Origin of the sequence: Pseudomonas neuropathica (assembly GCF_015461835.1) — a bacterium.
Lineage (GTDB): Bacteria > Pseudomonadota > Gammaproteobacteria > Pseudomonadales > Pseudomonadaceae > Aquipseudomonas > Aquipseudomonas neuropathica.
This window is the reverse complement of the sequence record NZ_JACOPX010000007.1, coordinates 17696-35171: the sequence shown is the minus strand read 5'-3', so window position 1 is coordinate 35171 and position 17476 is coordinate 17696. Positions and strand designations below refer to the sequence as shown.

Below are 17476 nucleotides of genomic sequence, written 5' to 3'. Positions count from 1 at the left end.
ATAACCTGTAGGAGCTGCCGAAGGCTGCGATCTTTTGATCTTGACCTTCAAAAGCAGAATCAAAAGATCGCAGCCTTCGGCAGCTCCTACGGCTGTTTATAAAAACAAGAGGATTTTCTCATGGCTAAAATCGGATTTATCGGCACCGGCATCATGGGCCACCCAATGGCTTCGAACCTGCAGAAAGCCGGTCACAGCCTGTTCCTGTCGGCGCACCACGACGCCGCCCCGGCCGACCTGGTAGCCGCTGGCGCCGTCGCCCTGGCCAACCCGCGCGAAGTGGCGCAGGAAGCTGAATTCATCATCGTCATGGTCCCGGATACCCCGCAGGTCGACGACGTACTGTTCCGCGCCGACGGTGTTGCCGCCGGCCTGAGCAAAGGCAAAATCGTCATCGACATGAGCTCGATTTCGCCGACCGCGACCAAGGCGTTCGCCGCCAAGATCAACGAGAAAGGCGCGCAGTACCTCGACGCACCGGTGTCCGGTGGTGAAGTCGGCGCCAAAGCCGCGACTCTGAGCATCATGATCGGTGGCGACGCCGATGCCTTCGAACGCGCTCTGCCGCTGTTCCAGGCCATGGGCAAGAACATCACTCTGGTCGGTGGCAATGGCGACGGTCAGACCGCCAAAGTCGCCAACCAGATCATCGTCGCCCTGAACATTCAGGCCGTCGCTGAAGCCCTGCTGTTCGCTTCGAAAAACGGTGCCGATCCAGCCAAGGTGCGTGAAGCACTGATGGGCGGTTTCGCCTCCTCGAAGATCCTTGAAGTGCACGGCGAGCGCATGATCAAAGGCACTTTCGATCCAGGCTTCCGCATCAGCCTGCACCAGAAGGATCTGAACCTGGCCCTGCAAGGCGCCAAGGAGCTGAACATCAACCTGCCGAACACCGCCAACGCCCAGCAAGTGTTCAGCACCTGCGCGGCCATCGGTGGCAGCAACTGGGACCACTCGGCGCTGATCAAGGGTCTGGAGCACATGGCCAACTTCTCGATTCGCGACAACAAATAAGCCACTGCCCCGTCGCTTAAACCTGTGGGAGCGAGCTTGCTCGCGAAGAGGGAGTATCAGTCGGCATGGATGTTGACTGATCCATCGCTTTCGCGAGCAAGCTCGCTCCCACAGGGATCTCTACCGCCCTTTCGAATAACAAGAATTCCGGGAGCCCGCCATGTCGGTCGATCCGCAACAACTGCTGCGCGAGCTGTTTGCCACAGCCATCGACGCGGCCCATCCGAACCAAGTCCTCGAAGCCCATTTGCCTGCCGATCGTACTGGCCGGGTGATCGTCATCGGTGCAGGCAAAGCCGCTGCTGCCATGGCACAAGTGGTCGAGCGCTGCTGGGAAGGTGACGTGTCTGGCCTGGTGGTGACCCGTTACGGTCACGGCGCCCCGTGCGAAAAAATCGAAGTGGTCGAAGCCGCGCACCCGGTGCCGGACGCTGCTGGTCTGGCCGTGGCCAAACGCGTGCTGGAACTGGTCAGCAACCTGACCGAAGACGACCGCGTGATCTTCCTGCTCTCCGGTGGCGGCTCTGCCCTGCTGGCGCTGCCGGCCGCAGGCATCACCCTCGCCGACAAGCAATCGATCAACAAAGCTCTGCTCAAATCCGGCGCGACCATCGGCGAGATGAACTGCGTGCGCAAGCACCTCTCGGCGATCAAGGGCGGCCGCCTCGGCAAAGCCTGCTGGCCCGCGACTGTTTATACCTACGCGATTTCCGATGTACCGGGCGACCTCGCCACGGTCATCGCTTCCGGCCCGACCGTGGCCGACCCAAGCACGTCCGCCGAAGCCTTGGCGATCATCAAACGCTACGGCATCGAGATCCCGGCCTCGGTGCGTACCTGGCTGCAAAGCCCTGAGTCGGAAACCGTGAAACCCGGTGATCCAAGCCTGGCACGCAGTCACTTCCAGTTGATCGCTCGACCTCAGCAATCACTGGACGCTGCGGCGGTGAAATGCCGTCAGGCCGGTTTCAGCACACTGATCCTCGGCGACCTCGAAGGTGAGTCGCGCGAAGTGGCAAAAGTCCACGCCGGTATCGCCCGCCAGATCATCCATCACGGCCAGCCATTGGCGGCGCCGTGCGTGATTCTCTCCGGCGGCGAAACCACCGTGACCGTGCGCGGCAATGGCCGTGGCGGGCGCAACGCCGAATTCCTCCTCAGCCTCACCGACAGCCTTAAAGGCCAGCCGGGCGTTTATGCGCTGGCCGGTGACACCGACGGCATCGACGGCTCGGAAGACAACGCCGGCGCCATCATGACCCCGGACAGCTACGCCCGCGCCGCCGCCCTCGGTTTGAGCGCCAGCGACGAGCTGGATAACAACAACGGCTACGGCTATTTCGCGGCGCTCGATGCGCTGATCGTCACCGAGCCGACCCGCACCAACGTCAACGACTTCCGCGCCATCCTGATCCTTGAGAGCTGCAAATCATGACGCCTGATAAAAAGGTCAAAATCCTCGCCACCCTCGGGCCTGCTGTCGATGGCATCGAAGACATCCGTGAACTGGTCGAAGCCGGGGTCAACATCTTCCGCCTGAACTTCAGCCACGGTGATCACGCCGACCACGCCAAGCGCTATCAGTGGATCCGCGAAGTCGAGCGCCAGCTCAACTACCCGCTGGGCATTCTGATGGACTTGCAGGGACCGAAACTGCGCGTCGGCAAGTTCGCCGACGGCAAGGTGCAACTGCATCGCGGTCAGGCGTTCCGTCTCGATCTGGACGCAACACCGGGCGATGAGCGCCGGGTGAATCTGCCGCATCCGGAAATCATCGAAGCGCTGGAAGCGGGCATGGACCTGCTGCTCGACGACGGCAAACTGCGTCTGCGTGTGGTCACCAAATACGCTGACGCGATCGACACCACCGTGCTCAACGGCGGCGAGTTGTCGGATCGCAAAGGCGTCAACGTGCCGCAAGCGGTGCTCGACCTCAGCCCACTGACTGCCAAGGATCGTCGTGACTTGAGCTTCGGTCTGGAACTGGGTGTGGACTGGGTCGCGCTGTCGTTTGTGCAGCGGCCGCAGGACATTATCGAAGCCCGTGCACTGATCGGCGACAAAGCCTTTTTGATGGCGAAAATCGAGAAGCCTTCGGCCGTTGAGCAACTGCGCGAAATCGCTGAACTGAGCGACGCGATCATGGTTGCCCGTGGCGATCTCGGCGTTGAAGTGCCGGCCGAAAGCGTGCCGCAGATTCAGAAGAACATCATCACCACCTGCCGCGAACTCGGCAAACCGGTGGTGGTGGCGACGCAGATGCTTGAGTCGATGCGCTTCTCCCCTGCCCCGACCCGCGCCGAAGTGACTGACGTTGCCAACGCCGTGGCCGAAGGCGCCGATGCGGTGATGCTGTCGGCGGAAACCGCGTCCGGTGAATACCCGCTCGAAGCGGTGCAGATGATGAGCAAGATCATTCGCCAGGTGGAAAACGGTCCGGATTATCAGACCCAGCTCGACGTCAGCCGGCCGAAAGCTGAAGCGACGGTTTCCGATGCGATCAGCTGCGCAATTCGTCGTATCAGCAACGTGCTGCCGGTGGCGGTGCTGGTCAACTACAGCGAGTCCGGTGCGTCGAGTTTGCGTGCAGCGCGGGAACGGCCGAAAGCGCCGATCCTCAACCTGACGCCGAACCTGCAGACCGCACGGCGTTTGAGCGTGGCGTGGGGCATTCATTCGGTGGTCAACGATCGCCTGCGTCAGGTCGATGAGGTTTGCTCGACCGCGCTGGAAATCGCCCAGGCGCAGGGTATGGCCGAGCGCGGCGACACACTGCTGATCACTGCGGGGGTGCCGTTCGGCCAGCCGGGTTCGACCAACTCGCTGCGGATCGAAACGTTGATTTAACCGCCCACCATGATCGTTCCCACGCTCAGCGTGGGAATGCGGCCCGGGACGCTCTGCGTCCCAAGAGCAGACGCAGAGCGTCCTTTGAGGCATTCCCACGCAGACGGTTCGACGCCTCGACGTGGGAACGATCAGTACCGAATGAACTGCCATGCCTGCCAATCATTTCAACACCCACTGCCCCGACTGGGCCGAGGCTTTGCTCAACGGTTTCAGTCAAATATTCCTCCAGCGTCATCCGCTGTGCGGCCTGCTGTGCCTGTTGGCGATCCTGCTGACGGCGCCCGTGCTGTTCGCCGGAGCGCTGCTCGGTGCCGTCGCCGGATTGCTCACCGCACAACGGCGCAACTACGCCAAGGCTGATCGCCAGGCCGGACTGTTCAGCTACAACGGCATTTTGCTCGGCCTGCTGCTGAGCCTTTATTTCCCCTGGTCACCCATGTTGCCACCGCTGATTCTTGCCGCTGGCGGCTTGAGCGCAATGGTCACGCAGCAATGGCTCAAACACGTCTACAGCAGCCGCTCCATACCGGCCTACACCTCACCGTTCGTGGCATTGAGCTGGATCCTCCTGCTGTTCGCCGAGCCGTCGGCGCCGATGGCGCACATCGAGATGAACACGCTGAACCTGCTCGCCGCCGAACTGCGCGGTTTGGGCCAAGTGATGTTCCTCGGTCACCCACTGGCCGGCGCATTGATCGCCATCGGTTTGCTGATCGCTGATCGCCGGGCGTTTTGCTGGGCGCTGCTGGCGTCGGCGATCGGCCTCGGCTCCAGTCTGCTGCACCACGAAACCAGCGCTGCACTGTTAGGCCTCGGCAGCTACAACGCCGTACTCGCCGCCCTCGCCTTTTCCGCGCAACGCCAACAACCCTGGCTGCCGCTAGTCGGAATCGTGTTAGCGCTGCTGGTTACACCGCTGTTTGCCGCCATCGGCCTCGCCACGTTGACTGCGCCGTTTATCCTCGCCGGCTGGCTGATCCGCGCCGGGATTCAGATGCTCGGCAAAGCCACCGTCGAGCGTGCGCCTTGCGCTCACGGGGAGAATCAACCTAGGCTGCGCTGATCTTCGATTCAGGCGTTATCCATGGACAGCAGCAACAGTTGGCGTGAACGGCTTTACGTCATGATTTTCCAGAGCGACACCCTCGCCGGGCGTCGCTTCGACGGCATCCTGCTGTTGATCATCCTCGCCAGTCTGGTGATCGTGATGCTCGACAGTATCGACAGCATTCACCAGAATTATGCCGACGTGCTGGCCTACATCGAGTGGGGCTTCACGATCATCTTTCTCGGCGAGTACATCCTGCGTCTGTACTGCTCGCCCAAGCCGTTGCGCTACGCCTTCAGCTTTTACGGGCTGGTGGATCTGCTGGCGATCGTGCCGGGCATCCTCGCCCTGTATTACAGCGATGCGCAGTACCTGCTGATTATCCGGATCATCCGCATGCTGCGGATTTTCCGCGTGCTCAAGCTCAGCCCGTACCTCAAGCAAGCCAATTATCTGATGTCGGCGCTGCGCGGCAGCAAGCAGAAGATCGTGGTGTTTCTGGTCAGCGTCTGCACCCTGGTGACGGTGTTCGGCACCCTGATGTATGTGATCGAAGGCCCCGAGCATGGCTTCACCAGCATTCCCAAAGGCATCTATTGGGCGATCGTCACGCTGACCACGGTGGGCTTCGGCGACATCGTGCCGAAGACCCCGCTGGGTCAGGTGATTTCGTCGCTGGTGATGATCACCGGTTACTCGATCATCGCCGTGCCGACCGGGATTTTCACCGCTGAACTGGCCAACGCCATGCGCGGCGAACAGCTGCAACACGATTGCCCGGTGTGCAAGAAAAACAGCCATGAACACGGCGCCGCTTTTTGCTCGCGATGCGGCAATGCGCTGTTCAAGAAACTGGAATAAGCAAAGAGCTTTTTAATCTTTAAACGACTATGCGCGCGCCGTTATAGTCAGTGGCAAATGAACATCACCCCCTGCTCCTACACAGATAAAACAAGGAATGCGCAGTGAAAAAACTCTTTGGCGCCTCACTTCTCGCCGCCGGCCTGGCCTTGGCCAACATCGCTCAGGCAGCCCCTACGCTGCTCAACGTTTCCTACGACGTGATGCGCGATTTCTACAAGGACTACAACACTGCGTTCCAGAAACACTGGCAAGCCGAGCACAACGAAAACATCACTGTGCAGATGTCCTTCGGCGGCTCGAGCAAGCAAGCGCGTTCGGTGATCGATGGCCTGCCGGCTGACGTCATCACCATGAACATGGCCACCGACATCAACGCCCTCGCCGACAACGGCAAACTGGTCCCGGAGAACTGGGTCACGCGTCTGCCGAACAACAGCGCACCGTTCACCTCGGCCACCGTGTTCATCGTGCGCAAAGGCAACCCGAAAGCGCTCAAAGACTGGCCGGATCTGCTCAAGGATGGCGTGCAAGTGATCGTGCCGAACCCGAAAACTTCGGGTAACGGCCGCTACACCTACCTGTCGGCCTGGGGTTATGTGCTGAAGAACGGTGGCGACGAGAGCCAGGCCAAAGACTTCGTCGGCAAACTGTTCAAGCAAGCGCCGGTGCTGGATACCGGTGGCCGCGCCGCCACCACGACCTTCATGACCAACCAGATCGGCGACGTGCTGGTGACCTTCGAAAACGAAGCGGAAATGATTGCCCGCGAGTTTGGTCGTGATCAGTTTGAAGTGATCTATCCGAGTGTTTCGGCTGAGGCTGAGCCTCCGGTGTCGGTGGTCGACAAAGTGGTCGACAAGAAAGGCTCGCGTGCGGCGGCGGATGAGTACCTGAAGTACCTGTGGTCGCCAGAAGGTCAGGAGATCGCGGCGGCAAACTACCTGCGTCCACGTGACCCGGCGGTGCTGGCGAAGTACACCGACCGTTTCCCGAAAGTTGATTTCTTGTCGGTTGAGAAGACCTTTGGTGACTGGCGTACGGTGCAGAAGACGCACTTCAATGATGGTGGGGTTTTCGATCAGATTTATAGCGGGCAGTAAGGTTTAGGTTGGCATGAAAAAGGCGATCCAAAGTGGTCGCCTTTTTTTGTGGCCGCTTTACCCTCACCCCAGCCCTCTCCCGGAGGGAGAGGGGGCCGACCGAGGTGTCTGGCGAGTTACATCGACCTGAAAGATTGCGTCGATTATGGATTCGCCAGAGCACGTTCAGGTCGGCGTACCTATGAAGCATCCCCCAATCAGTCCCCTCTCCCTCTGGGAGAGGGTTAGGGTGAGGGTCTGCTTTCACATCGGCGGCGTCACCCCATCCTTACCCGCAGAAATCGACTGCGCCGTCAGCGTGCCATCCGCACCCTGCGTGACGAACGTAACGATCTTCACCCCAACCTTCAGCAAACTCCGATCCCCCGGCGTCAAATTAACGATTGGCACATCCTCCGGCACCAGAATTTTCTGCTGCCCGCCCTTGTAGTTCACCGTCAGCACCCGCCCGTTGCTCACCACCAGATCGCCGACGCTGCCATTGGTCATGCTGCTGCCCTTGGCCAGATCGAAAGGTCGATGACCATCGCCGCTGCCCGCCAGCTCCGGCGGAAACACATGCACTTCCAGCGCCTTGAGCGTGCCGTCCTCCTGCGGCATCGCCGCCGAGCCGATGTAGCTGCCAGGTTTGATATCTTCGATATTGGCGAGGGTAACGGCGCGGACCTTGGTGTCACCGGTCAACTGAATCACCACGTACTCGCCGCTGTTGACGTGGACTTTCAAGGTGTCGGCGCTGACCCCGGTGATCTCGCCGCGCACGCCGAGGCGCATGCCCGGTGCGTCGGCGGCCTGTGCGCTCATCGCGCCCAGCAGGCTGATGAGGGCAATCGTTGCGGTGTAGCGAAGCGTCTGACGAAACATTGCAATCCTCCGGTCATGAATGTTGAACAAGCCAATGCAAACATAAGCACGCTATCGAACAGGATGTAAGTGAATGTATCATCGACCCGCAACGGTCGGACGCAAGGTCCGCCGATGGATGACACGCTGCTAGCACCCCGTCATTGCGCAACGGAATAACTGATATCAACCGAAGGCGTCTTCTGCCCCTCCGGTTTGCCCCATAGCCTTAGCGCATTCTTTCGCTGGATCGAGAAACCTTATGACCACCACCACTCACGCAATGACCCGAGGCATGGTGCTGCTGTTCGCCTTCTGCTGCGGCGCCATCGTTGCCAACATCTACTACGCACAGCCGATCATCGGCCTGATCGCGCCGGACATCGGCCTCTCCGACACCATGGCCAGTTTCATCGTCTCGCTGACGCAGATTGGCTATGCGCTTGGCCTGTTCTTCCTCGTGCCACTGGGCGACCTGCTGGAGAACCGCCGGTTGATGATCATCACCACCGTGGTGGCGATTGCCAGCCTGTTGGCGGCGGCGTTTACCGATCAGCCGAATGTGTTCCTGCTGATCTCGCTCCTGGTGGGTTTCAGTTCAGTGTCGGTGCAGATTCTGATTCCACTGGCAGCGCATCTGGCGCCGGAAGAGTCTCGCGGTCGTGTGGTTGGCGGGATCATGGGTGGTTTGCTGCTGGGTATTCTGTTGGCGCGGCCGGTGTCGAGCGTGGTCGCTGACCATCTCGGCTGGCGGGCGATGTTCATGATTGCCGCCGCATTGATGGCGGCGATCAGCGTGGTATTGGCGCTGACCGTGCCCAAGCGTCAGCCTGATCACAGCGCCACGTATGGCCAGTTGATCGGCTCGCTGTGGACGCTATTGCGCCAGCAACCAGTACTGCGCCAACGGGCGTTTTATCAGGGCTGCATGTTCGCCACGTTCAGCCTGTTCTGGACTGCCGTGCCGCTGGAACTGGCACGCAACCATGGTTTGTCGCAAAGCGAGATCGCGATCTTCGCCCTGGTCGGCGCCATCGGTGCCATCGCCGCGCCGATCAGCGGACGCCTGGCTGACGCCGGCCACACCCGCATCGCTTCGCTGCTGGCCATGGTCTTCGCCAGCCTGAGCTTCCTCCCCGCCTTCATCCACCCGGCCTACAGCGTCATCGGCCTGGCCGTGACCGGCGTGGTGCTCGACTTCTGCGTGCAGATGAACATGGTCCTCGGCCAACGCGCGGTCTACTCGCTGGACGCGAAAAGCCGAGGCCGGCTGAACGCGCTGTACATGACCAGCATCTTTATCGGCGGGGCCTTCGGCTCGTCGGTCGCCAGCGCGGTGTATGAGCATGGCGGCTGGCTGTGGATCGTGATTGTCGGCAGTGCGTTTCCGTTGTTGGCGTTGTTGCGGTTTTTGAGTGTTTCGCAGCGTGGTTCATTGGCGACGGCTTAAGGCGGCAAAAGCTTCGCGAGCAGGCTCGCTCCCACAGGTTATTCACTACGCCCGTGGGAGCGACGCCATTCAATATCGAACCAGTTTCTCCATCGCCGCATCCGCCAGAAAGGAGGAGCGGCTTTTGACGTTGTGCTCGCGCACATAACGATCGATGCGCTGAATCACATAACCGGGCAGCGTTACGTTGACCTTCTCGGTCTTGCCGAGATAAGGCGAGATATCCAGCTCGAGCATGCCCCAACCCATGTCGGCAAAGTCCGGATTACTGCGATGAGCGGATGCCGAAGTCGGCATAGGAATCGACTCCCCGTCCGCCGCAATCTCCTGCAGCAGGATGTGGGCGACTTCAACCGCCGCGTTGTAGGCATCTTCAAAGCTATCCCCCGCTGTAACGGCGCCGGGAATATCGGGGATCTGAATACCGATGGCAGTGTTCTCGTCTCCCCACTCGATACAGATTGGATATTGCATTATGGATCTCCTTCGAAACTGGCTGGCGGGTTGTACAGCCCGGCACGCCTCCTGATGCTTTTGACCGTCCCCAACGGCAAATCCTTTTTCGGATGAGGAACGGGAATCGTGTAAGGGTTGTAACGGTGCCTGAAAATGTGATGACTGCCGGTGACCCGATCCAACGTCCAGCCTGCCTCCTCCAGCTCCTTGATCAATTGCCTGCTCTGCACCAACCGCCTCCTTGCCTGGGCCTCACAAAAATAACTCTAGAGTTACCTTTACTCAAGCACAGAAATTCTGGAAGCGACGCCCGGTTGTTTTACAGAGTGTGATTGAAACGCTAGACCCTGAGCTTTGCGCAGCACCTCCTTGAGCAATTTCTATGCGAACCCAACAGGCACATAGCAAAACGGCGATCCAAAGATCGCCGTTTTCATTTACTGCCCAAACTGCTTGCCCAGTCCCGGGGGCACACCGTGGATGTTGGTGTCTTCCCACGGGCCGTTGGGGCTGACGGAGCGGCTCCAGCCGTTGTTCCAGCGGTAGTAGGTGCGCTGGCGGTAGAAGGTGTTGGTCTGGTCGTCGAGGACGTAAACGCCGAGTTTCTGGTCCCAGTGGCTGTTGCCGCCCGGTGGCGGGGCGAAACTGGCCGAGGTGCGCGGGACCGGCTTGGCCGGTTTTGCCGGGATGCTTTTGCCTGGGGTCGGTGAAGTCGATGGGGTCGGACTCGGCTGCGAAGGCGGGATCGGCGGCAGGTTGGTCGTCGGTTCCGGTCGTTGCACCGCACATGCACTCAAGCCCAGGGCCAGTGTGAGGACTGTGATTCGGGCGATGGTGTGCATGGCGGTGCTTTCCTGTTGTGTCCGGCTATTTGTCCGGGCTGTCGATGGTCAGTTTTTGTAGCGCAGTGGTGCTGCTGGCCAAAGGGCCGCTGCGACCGACCCACTCGCCGGCAGTCGGTTGGCCGGCGCGGGAGATGCGCGCAACCAGTTGGACTTCAGGGAAGTTCGACAGTTTCAACTGCGGCATCATTGCGTCGGCATCGCCCAGTTCGACGGTCACCGGTAGATCGGCCACGGTCAGGCGTTTGGCGGCCAGCGGTGCCGGTGGACCGGAGGTGGCGCGGGCGAAAATGAACACGCTGTCGCCCGGTTGCACTTTACTTCTGAGTTCGCTGGCCAGATCGACGCTGACTTTCAACAGCGCAGCTTTCGCGGCTTGCGGTGCCTGAGCGACTTTGCCGCCGCTGGCCTCCAGACGCTCGGCGGCACGTTTGATCCCGCCTTGCAGCGCCGCGCGGGAATTGTCTTCCGGCGGCAATTGCGCCAGCAAGCGGGTCCAGTAGTCGATGGCTTCCTGATAACGCTCGCCTTCGAACGCGGCGATACCGAGCAGACCGAGGCTGGTGACTTCTTTCGGATCAGCCTTCAGCGCTTCGTCGGTCAGCGCCTGAATCTTCGCCGACCATTTCTTGCCATCCGCAAAATACTGCGCCTGCGCCCACTGGCCGAGCAGTTCCGGCTGGCGACCGGCAAGGTTGGCAGCGCGTTCGAACATCTTCGCCGCGTCCGCCGGACGCTCCTGAGCCATGTAGGTGCGGCCAAGGAAATACAGGCCTTCTGCAGAATCCGGTTGTGCCGCGACGGCACGTTCCAGACGCTGGGTCATCTCTTCCATCGACTGCGGTGCCTGGGCGAATTCGCGGGTCAGTTCGACCTTGTCGGCCGCACCGAAATGCAGATACAGGCCCAGGCCCAACACCGGCACCAACACAGCCGCCAACAACGGCAACGGTTTACCCAGCTTCGACACACGCGGTGCGGCAACGCCTTCGGTATCCGCCAGCAACTCACGCGCCGCCTCGGCGCGGCCGCTGTCCATTTGTGCCGCGTCGAGTACACCTTCAGCCTGTTGCGACTGCAATTCGGCGACGCGCTCCTGATACAGCGCAACGTTCAGGGCAGTACGATCCTCTTCACGCTGGGCGCGACGTTCACGCAGCACCGGGATCAGCAGAAAACTCAGGGCGACCAGAAGCAACAGCCCTGCGGCAAGCCAGAAATCAATCATTCTTGGTTTTTATCCAACAGTTGGTCGAGGCGCTGACGCTCTTCGCTGGACAGCGCTTGCGGGGTTTCGGCGCGCTGGCCGCGACGACGACGAACAATCACCGCGATCACCACCAAACCACCGAGCAACAGCCCTGCCGGGCCGAACCACAGCAGTGCGGTCTTGGCGTTGAGCGCCGGTTTGTAGCGGACGAAATCACCGTAGCGATCGACCATGAAATCGATGATCTGCTGATTGTCCTTGCCCTCGCCGAGCATGCGGAAAATCTCTTTGCGCAGGTCCGCGGCAATCGGCGCGTTGGAGTCGGCGATGTCCTGGTTCTGGCACTTGGGGCAGCGCAGTTCCTTGGTCAGTTCGCGGAAACGCTCGCGATCACCTTCTTTGGCGAACTCATACGTATCGATCGCGGCATGGGCGACGCCGGCCAGACTCAAGCCCAAAACCACGGCAGCCAGAAAGCGCTTCATGGCTTGGCCTCATCGACCAGCGCCTGATACTTGGCGGCGAGTTTTTCGCGCCAGACCTGCTCGTCGATCACGCCGACATATTTGTCGCGGATGATGCCCTTGGCGTCGATGAAGAAGGTTTCCGGTGCACCGTAGACACCCAGATTGAGGCCTAGCGAGCCTTCGTCGTCACGGATATCCAGCACGTACGGATTGTGGAATTCGGCCAGCCACTTCAAGGCATCGGCGTTGGTGTCCTTGTAATTGATGCCGTAGATCACCACACCGCGCTCGGCGAGTTTGTTCAGCACCGGATGCTCGACCCGGCAGGAAATGCACCAGGTGCCCCAGACATTGACCAGCGCCGGTTTGCCGAGAATGTCAGCCTTGGTCAGGGTCTTGTCACCCTGCACCGCCGGCAACGAAAACTCCGGGAACGGCTTGTTGATCATCGCCGACGGCAGCTCCGCCGGATCAAGGTACAGACCGCGATAAAGAAATACCGCCACCAGCAGGAAAATCGCCAGTGGCACCAGCATCAACCAACGTCTCATGCAGCCGCTCCCGTCATGCCCAGTGCTTCACGCACCTTGGCTTTCACCTTGACCCGATAACGTCGATCCAGCGCCGCCAGCAAACCACCCAAACCTGTGAGCAAACCGCCGAACCAGATCCAGCGCACGAACGGTTTGACGTGCACGCGCACGGCCCACGCGCCGTTATCCAGAGGCTCGCCCAATGCGACATACAAGTCACGAGTGAAACCGGCGTCGATGCCCGCTTCGGTCATCATCGAACTCTGCACGGTGTACAGACGTTTTTCCGGGTGCAGCACGCTGATTTCCTTGCCGTCGCGGATCACCCGAATGGTGCCTTTGTCAGACGTGAAGTTCGGTCCTTCGAAGTGCTTGGCGCCTTCAAAGATGAAGTGATAACCGGCCAGATCCATCGACTCGCCCGGCGCCAGACGCAGATCACGCTCGGCACTGTTCTGGCTCGACAACACCACGCCCAACGCACACACGGCGATGCCCAGGTGCGCGATCTGCATGCCCCAATAGCTGCGAGTCAGCGTCGGCAGGCCTTTGATCAAACCTTTGTGGCGAGTCTTGTCGACGATGTCGCGCGCACCGGCGAGCAACACCCACGCGGCGAGCAGGAAGGTCGCGATCACTGCCCAGTTGAAATCGCCGTAAGCGACACCAGCCACCACGGCCAGCGCGACGCTGCCGAGCAATACCGGGGTCAGCATGCCGGCCAGCCATTTCACCGGCGTGTCTTTCCAGCGCACGATCACGCCGATCGCCATCACCACCATCAACAATCCCATCAACGGGATGAACAGCGCGTTGAAGTACGGCGGGCCAACCGACATCTTGGCGCCGCTCAGGGCATCGAGAATCAGCGGGTACAGCGTGCCGAGCAAGATCATCGACGCGGCCACGACCAGCACCAGGTTGTTGCCCAGCAGCAGGGTTTCCCGCGACCACAGGTTGAAGCCAACCTGGCTCTTCACCACTGGTGCGCGCAGGGCGAACAGCGTCAGCGAGCCGCCGACCACAAACAACAGGAAGATCAGGATGAACACGCCGCGCTCCGGGTCAGAGGCAAACGCATGCACCGAGGTCAGCACGCCGGAACGCACGAGGAACGTGCCAAGCAGGCTCAGCGAGAACGCCGCAATCGCCAGCAACACCGTCCAGCTCTTGAACACGCCACGTTTTTCCGTGACTGCCAGCGAGTGGATCAGCGCGGTGCCGACCAGCCAAGGCATGAAGGAGGCGTTTTCCACCGGATCCCAGAACCACCAGCCGCCCCAGCCGAGTTCGTAGTAAGCCCACCACGAACCGAGGGTGATGCCGATGCCGAGGAAGGCCCAGGCGACGATAGTCCACGGACGCGACCAGCGCGCCCACGCCGCATCAAGGCGACCGCCCATCAACGCGGCGATGGCGAAAGCGAAGGCCACCGAAAAACCGACGTAGCCCATGTACAGCATCGGCGGGTGAACGATCAGGCCGATGTCTTGCAGCAATGGGTTGAGGTCAGCGCCGTTGCTCGGCATTTGCGGCAGGATGCGTTTGAACGGGTTGGACGTGAGGATCAGGAACAACAGGAAACCGGTGCTGATCATGCCCATCACCGCCAGCACGCGGGCGAGCATGACTTGCGGCAACTGGCGGGAGAACACCGACACCGCGAACGTCCAGCCGCCAAGAATCAGTGCCCACAGCAGCAACGAGCCTTCGTGGGCGCCCCACACGGCGCTGAATTTGTAATACCACGGTAAAGCGGTATTGGAGTTGTTGGCGACATAGGCGACGGAGAAGTCATCGGTCATGAACGCGTAGGTCAGAATGCCGAACGCAAATAGCAGAAAAGCAAACTGCCCCCACGCGGCCGGCTGGGCCAGACTCATCCAGAAACGGTCGCCGCGCCAGGCACCGACCAATGGCACCACGGCCTGCACCAGCGCAAAACACAGCGCCAGAATCATCGCCAGATGGCCGAGCTCAGGAATAAAAATTGCCGAGGTCATCGATCAACCCTCCTTTGCAGGCGTTGGTGCGGACTGACCGCTGTCTTTCAAGGCTTTGGTCACTTCCGGCGGCATGTACTTCTCGTCGTGCTTGGCCAGCACTTCATCGGCCACCACCACGCCCTCGGCGTTGATCTTGCCGAGGGCGACGATGCCCTGCCCTTCGCGGAACAGATCCGGGAGGATGCCGCGATAGGTGATGGTCACGGATTTGTTGAAATCGGTGACGACGAATTTGACGTCCAGTGAGTCCGGTGAACGTTGCAGCGAACCCTTCTCAACCATGCCGCCAGCGCGGATGCGCGTGTCTTGCGGTGCTTCGCCGTTGGCGATCTGCGTCGGCGTGTAGAACAGATTGATGTTCTGCTGCAGGGCGCTGAGCGCCAGGCCGACGGCAGCGCCGACCCCGACCAGAATGGCCAGAATGATGATCAGACGTTTCTTGCGCAGCGGATTCACTTGCCGTTCTCCCGGCGCAGACGACGCGCCTCTTGTTGCAGATAGCGCTTGCGGGCCGCGATCGGCGCCACCACGTTGAGGATCAGCACCGCCAGACAGATGCCGTAGGCCGACCAGACATACAGGCCATGATGGCCCATGGCGAGGAAGTCGCCGAATGAAGCAAAACTCATCGAGCGGCCTCCAGACTGTGCTGCACTTCTTCTTTCACCCAACTGGCGCGGGCCTCACGCTTGAGCACTTCAAGACGCATGCGCAGCAACAGCACGGCGCCGAAGAAGCAGTAAAAACCCAAAACGGTCAGCAACAGCGGCAGCCACATCTCGGCCGGCATCGCCGGTTTTTCGGTGAGGGTGAAGGTCGCGCCCTGGTGCAGGGTGTTCCACCACTCCACCGAGTATTTGATGATCGGGATGTTGATCACACCAACGATGGCCAGCACCGCGCAGGCTTTGGCGGCGCTGTCGCGGTTGCTGATGGCATTGCCCAGCGCGATCACGCCGAAATACAGGAACAGCAGAATCAGCATCGAGGTCAGGCGCGCATCCCAGACCCACCACGAGCCCCACGTCGGTTTGCCCCAGATCGCCCCGGTGACCAGCGCTACGGCGGTCATCCACGCGCCGATCGGTGCGGCGCATTGCAGGGCGACATCGGCCAGTTTCATCTTCCACACCAGCCCGACCACACCGCACACCGCCAGCATCACGTAGATCGACTGAGCGAGCATCGCGGCCGGCACGTGGATATAGATGATGCGAAAGCTGTTGCCTTGCTGATAATCCGGCGGCGCGAAAGCCAGGCCCCAAACGACGCCGACACCAATCAGCAGCAACGCTGCGATGCTCAGCCATGGCAAGAACTTGCTGCTGATGCCGTAGAACCACTTGGGCGAGCCGAGCTTGTGAAACCAGGTCCAGTTCATACTGTTTCCATCACGGGTGCCGCTCATCGGTGTGAGCAGTCTCAGGGTCTTTGCTGGTTAAATTTTAACCAGACCTCATTATTCGCCGACGCTGATCTTCAGGCCAGCAGCTATTGCAAACGGTGTCAGGGTGATCGCCAGGGCGGTCAGGCTACCCAGCCACAGCAGATACCCGGTCGCCGGCATGCCTTGGAGGGCTGCCTGCAAGGCGCCACTGCCAAGGATCAACACCGGGATGTACAACGGCAGAATCAGCAGCGCCAGCAACAGGCCGCCACGCTTCAAACCGACCGTCAGTGCCGCGCCCACCGCGCCGAGCAAGCTCAGCACCGGTGTTCCCAGCAGCAACGAAAGCAGCAAAACCGGCAGACAGGCGGCAGGCAAACCGAGCATCAACGCCAGCAGCGGTGAGAGCAGAACCAGTGCCAGACCGGAGAAGAGCCAGTGTGCCAGCACCTTGGCCAAGACCAGAAGTGGCAGCGGGTGCGACGAAAGGACCCACTGTTCCAGGGATCCGTCTTCGAAATCACTGCGGAACAGCCCGTCCAGCGAGAGCAGGACCGACAACAGCGCCGCCACCCAGACTAACCCGGGGGACAGGTTTTGCAACACTTGAGTTTCCGGGCCGACGGCCAGCGGGAACAAAGCGATGACGATGGCGAAGAAAATCAGCGGATTGGCCAGTTCCGCCGGGCGGCGAAACAGCAGTCGGGATTCACGGGCAACCAGCAGGCCAAACACACTCATACTGCCCAGTTCCCCAGATCGATGTCGCGATAACCGGCCGGCATCAGGCTCAGCGTGTGGTGCGTGGTCAACACCACCAGACCACCGCGTTCGCAGTGCCCGGCCAGATGTTCTTCGAGCTGCGCCACGCCTTGCTTGTCCAGCGCGGTGAACGGCTCATCGAGAATCCACAGCGGCGGGCTGTCCAGATACAGGCGTGCCAACGCCACGCGGCGTTGTTGACCGGCAGACAGGCTGTGGCAGGGAACATCTTCGAAACCGCGCAATCCTACAGCTGCCAGCGCTTGCCAGATGGCCTCGCGTTCGGCGGGATGATGCAGGGCGCAGAGCCACGACAGATTCTCTTCCGGGGTCAGCAAATCCTTGATCCCGGCGGCGTGGCCGATCCACAGCAGATTGCGTGCGAGTTCGCTGCGTTGTTCGGTCAGCGGCTGACCATTGAGCAGGACGTGCCCGGCGGTCGGCTGCATCAACCCGGACAACAGGCGCAAAAGGCTGGTCTTGCCGCTGCCGTTGGGTCCGCTGATCTGCACCATATCGCCACTGGCGAGTCTCAATTCGAGATTTTCGAAGAGCAGCCGCAGATCACGTTCACACGCGAGGGCAACGGTTTGCAGGACAGGACTGGTCAAGGGATCACGGGCCTTATACGGTTCAAGTCGGCT

General features: G+C 60.8%; 20 protein-coding genes. 7 read left to right on the top strand and 13 right to left on the bottom strand.

Going from position 1 to position 17476, the window contains the following annotated elements; translation table 11 throughout:
- The first annotated feature begins 120 nt into the window (after positions 1 to 120).
- The 6 genes from H8F23_RS11340 (at position 121) to H8F23_RS11315 (ending at position 6876) form a co-directional block, all read left to right on the top strand.
- Complete coding sequence (locus tag H8F23_RS11340) at positions 121 to 1014, top strand: 2-hydroxy-3-oxopropionate reductase (RefSeq protein WP_007919937.1); 894 nt, start codon at positions 121 to 123, stop codon at positions 1012 to 1014.
- Between the two features lie 160 nt (positions 1015 to 1174).
- Positions 1175 to 2449, top strand: a complete 1275-nt coding sequence (locus H8F23_RS11335) for a glycerate kinase type-2 family protein (protein WP_194934440.1) — start codon at positions 1175 to 1177, stop codon at positions 2447 to 2449.
- A complete protein-coding gene (gene pyk / locus H8F23_RS11330; RefSeq protein ID WP_186625207.1) occupies positions 2446 to 3861 on the top strand; it encodes a pyruvate kinase in 1416 nt (471 codons plus the stop codon). Before H8F23_RS11335 ends, pyk begins: the two co-directional genes overlap by 4 nt.
- A gap of 151 nt (positions 3862 to 4012) precedes the next feature.
- Positions 4013 to 4927 (top strand): urea transporter, encoded by a 915-nt coding sequence (locus H8F23_RS11325; protein ID WP_194934439.1) that lies wholly within the window; start codon positions 4013 to 4015, stop codon positions 4925 to 4927.
- Between the two features lie 21 nt (positions 4928 to 4948).
- Positions 4949 to 5773, top strand: coding sequence for an ion transporter (locus tag H8F23_RS11320; RefSeq protein WP_016987501.1), 825 nt, complete (start codon positions 4949 to 4951; stop codon positions 5771 to 5773).
- 104 nt (positions 5774 to 5877) lie between these two features.
- On the top strand, positions 5878 to 6876 hold the full coding sequence (locus tag H8F23_RS11315) for a sulfate ABC transporter substrate-binding protein (RefSeq protein ID WP_194934438.1): 999 nt from the start codon (positions 5878 to 5880) through the stop codon (positions 6874 to 6876).
- 243 nt (positions 6877 to 7119) lie between these two features.
- Here the strand turns inward: H8F23_RS11315 and H8F23_RS11310 are convergent, their stop codons facing one another.
- Positions 7120 to 7740 (bottom strand): DUF5666 domain-containing protein, encoded by a 621-nt coding sequence (locus H8F23_RS11310; RefSeq protein WP_194934437.1) that lies wholly within the window; start codon positions 7738 to 7740, stop codon positions 7120 to 7122.
- Positions 7741 to 7981: 241 nt separating this feature from the next.
- On the opposite strand from H8F23_RS11310, the gene H8F23_RS11305 reads away from it, so the two are divergent.
- Entirely contained in the window at positions 7982 to 9169 is a 1188-nt protein-coding gene (locus H8F23_RS11305) for an MFS transporter (RefSeq protein WP_194934436.1), read from the top strand.
- A 69-nt stretch (positions 9170 to 9238) separates the two neighbouring features.
- On the opposite strand, the gene H8F23_RS11300 is transcribed toward H8F23_RS11305, so the two are convergent.
- From H8F23_RS11300 to ccmA, 12 genes are all read right to left on the bottom strand, one after another.
- Positions 9239 to 9643: a type II toxin-antitoxin system HicB family antitoxin gene (locus H8F23_RS11300; RefSeq protein ID WP_186625199.1), complete on the bottom strand. Its 405-nt coding sequence runs from the start codon at positions 9641 to 9643 to the stop codon at positions 9239 to 9241.
- Complete coding sequence (locus tag H8F23_RS11295; RefSeq protein WP_194934435.1) at positions 9643 to 9855, bottom strand: type II toxin-antitoxin system HicA family toxin; 213 nt, start codon at positions 9853 to 9855, stop codon at positions 9643 to 9645. Before H8F23_RS11295 ends, H8F23_RS11300 begins: the two co-directional genes overlap by 1 nt.
- Before the next feature lie 207 nt (positions 9856 to 10062).
- Positions 10063 to 10467, bottom strand: a complete 405-nt coding sequence (locus H8F23_RS11290) for a hypothetical protein (protein ID WP_016987493.1) — start codon at positions 10465 to 10467, stop codon at positions 10063 to 10065.
- 25 nt (positions 10468 to 10492) lie between these two features.
- Positions 10493 to 11695, bottom strand: coding sequence for a c-type cytochrome biogenesis protein CcmI (gene ccmI, locus H8F23_RS11285; protein WP_194934434.1), 1203 nt, complete (start codon positions 11693 to 11695; stop codon positions 10493 to 10495).
- On the bottom strand, positions 11692 to 12162 hold the full coding sequence (locus tag H8F23_RS11280) for a cytochrome c-type biogenesis protein (protein ID WP_095050203.1): 471 nt from the start codon (positions 12160 to 12162) through the stop codon (positions 11692 to 11694). Before H8F23_RS11280 ends, ccmI begins: the two co-directional genes overlap by 4 nt.
- A complete protein-coding gene (locus tag H8F23_RS11275; RefSeq protein WP_166222385.1) occupies positions 12159 to 12695 on the bottom strand; it encodes a DsbE family thiol:disulfide interchange protein in 537 nt (178 codons plus the stop codon). Before H8F23_RS11275 ends, H8F23_RS11280 begins: the two co-directional genes overlap by 4 nt.
- Positions 12692 to 14680 (bottom strand): heme lyase CcmF/NrfE family subunit, encoded by a 1989-nt coding sequence (locus H8F23_RS11270; RefSeq protein ID WP_194934433.1) that lies wholly within the window; start codon positions 14678 to 14680, stop codon positions 12692 to 12694. The genes H8F23_RS11275 and H8F23_RS11270 overlap by 4 nt, the downstream gene beginning before the upstream one ends.
- Positions 14681 to 14683: 3 nt before the next feature.
- Positions 14684 to 15139: a cytochrome c maturation protein CcmE gene (gene ccmE, locus H8F23_RS11265; protein ID WP_123452761.1), complete on the bottom strand. Its 456-nt coding sequence runs from the start codon at positions 15137 to 15139 to the stop codon at positions 14684 to 14686.
- Positions 15136 to 15312 (bottom strand): heme exporter protein CcmD, encoded by a 177-nt coding sequence (gene ccmD, locus H8F23_RS11260; protein WP_003222944.1) that lies wholly within the window; start codon positions 15310 to 15312, stop codon positions 15136 to 15138. Before ccmD ends, ccmE begins: the two co-directional genes overlap by 4 nt.
- Positions 15309 to 16064: a heme ABC transporter permease gene (locus H8F23_RS11255; protein WP_016987487.1), complete on the bottom strand. Its 756-nt coding sequence runs from the start codon at positions 16062 to 16064 to the stop codon at positions 15309 to 15311. The genes ccmD and H8F23_RS11255 overlap by 4 nt, the downstream gene beginning before the upstream one ends.
- Positions 16065 to 16142: 78 nt before the next feature.
- Positions 16143 to 16811, bottom strand: a complete 669-nt coding sequence (gene ccmB / locus H8F23_RS11250; protein WP_007919970.1) for a heme exporter protein CcmB — start codon at positions 16809 to 16811, stop codon at positions 16143 to 16145.
- Positions 16808 to 17443, bottom strand: coding sequence for a cytochrome c biogenesis heme-transporting ATPase CcmA (gene ccmA / locus H8F23_RS11245; protein ID WP_194934432.1), 636 nt, complete (start codon positions 17441 to 17443; stop codon positions 16808 to 16810). The genes ccmB and ccmA overlap by 4 nt, the downstream gene beginning before the upstream one ends.
- Between the last annotated feature and the right edge of the window lie 33 nt (positions 17444 to 17476).

Coding starts and splice junctions, on each gene's coding strand:
- H8F23_RS11340 (WP_007919937.1), top strand. CDS start 121: ATGGCTAAAATCGGATTTATCGGCACCGGCATCATGGGCCACCCAATG.
- H8F23_RS11335 (WP_194934440.1), top strand. CDS start 1,175: ATGTCGGTCGATCCGCAACAACTGCTGCGCGAGCTGTTTGCCACAGCC.
- pyk (WP_186625207.1), top strand. CDS start 2,446: ATGACGCCTGATAAAAAGGTCAAAATCCTCGCCACCCTCGGGCCTGCT.
- H8F23_RS11325 (WP_194934439.1), top strand. CDS start 4,013: ATGCCTGCCAATCATTTCAACACCCACTGCCCCGACTGGGCCGAGGCT.
- H8F23_RS11320 (WP_016987501.1), top strand. CDS start 4,949: ATGGACAGCAGCAACAGTTGGCGTGAACGGCTTTACGTCATGATTTTC.
- H8F23_RS11310 (WP_194934437.1), bottom strand. CDS start 7,740: ATGTTTCGTCAGACGCTTCGCTACACCGCAACGATTGCCCTCATCAGC.
- H8F23_RS11305 (WP_194934436.1), top strand. CDS start 7,982: ATGACCACCACCACTCACGCAATGACCCGAGGCATGGTGCTGCTGTTC.
- H8F23_RS11300 (WP_186625199.1), bottom strand. CDS start 9,643: ATGCAATATCCAATCTGTATCGAGTGGGGAGACGAGAACACTGCCATC.
- H8F23_RS11290 (WP_016987493.1), bottom strand. CDS start 10,467: ATGCACACCATCGCCCGAATCACAGTCCTCACACTGGCCCTGGGCTTG.
- ccmI (WP_194934434.1), bottom strand. CDS start 11,695: ATGATTGATTTCTGGCTTGCCGCAGGGCTGTTGCTTCTGGTCGCCCTG.
- H8F23_RS11280 (WP_095050203.1), bottom strand. CDS start 12,162: ATGAAGCGCTTTCTGGCTGCCGTGGTTTTGGGCTTGAGTCTGGCCGGC.
- H8F23_RS11275 (WP_166222385.1), bottom strand. CDS start 12,695: ATGAGACGTTGGTTGATGCTGGTGCCACTGGCGATTTTCCTGCTGGTG.
- H8F23_RS11270 (WP_194934433.1), bottom strand. CDS start 14,680: ATGACCTCGGCAATTTTTATTCCTGAGCTCGGCCATCTGGCGATGATT.
- ccmD (WP_003222944.1), bottom strand. CDS start 15,312: ATGAGTTTTGCTTCATTCGGCGACTTCCTCGCCATGGGCCATCATGGC.
- H8F23_RS11255 (WP_016987487.1), bottom strand. CDS start 16,064: ATGAACTGGACCTGGTTTCACAAGCTCGGCTCGCCCAAGTGGTTCTAC.
- ccmB (WP_007919970.1), bottom strand. CDS start 16,811: ATGAGTGTGTTTGGCCTGCTGGTTGCCCGTGAATCCCGACTGCTGTTT.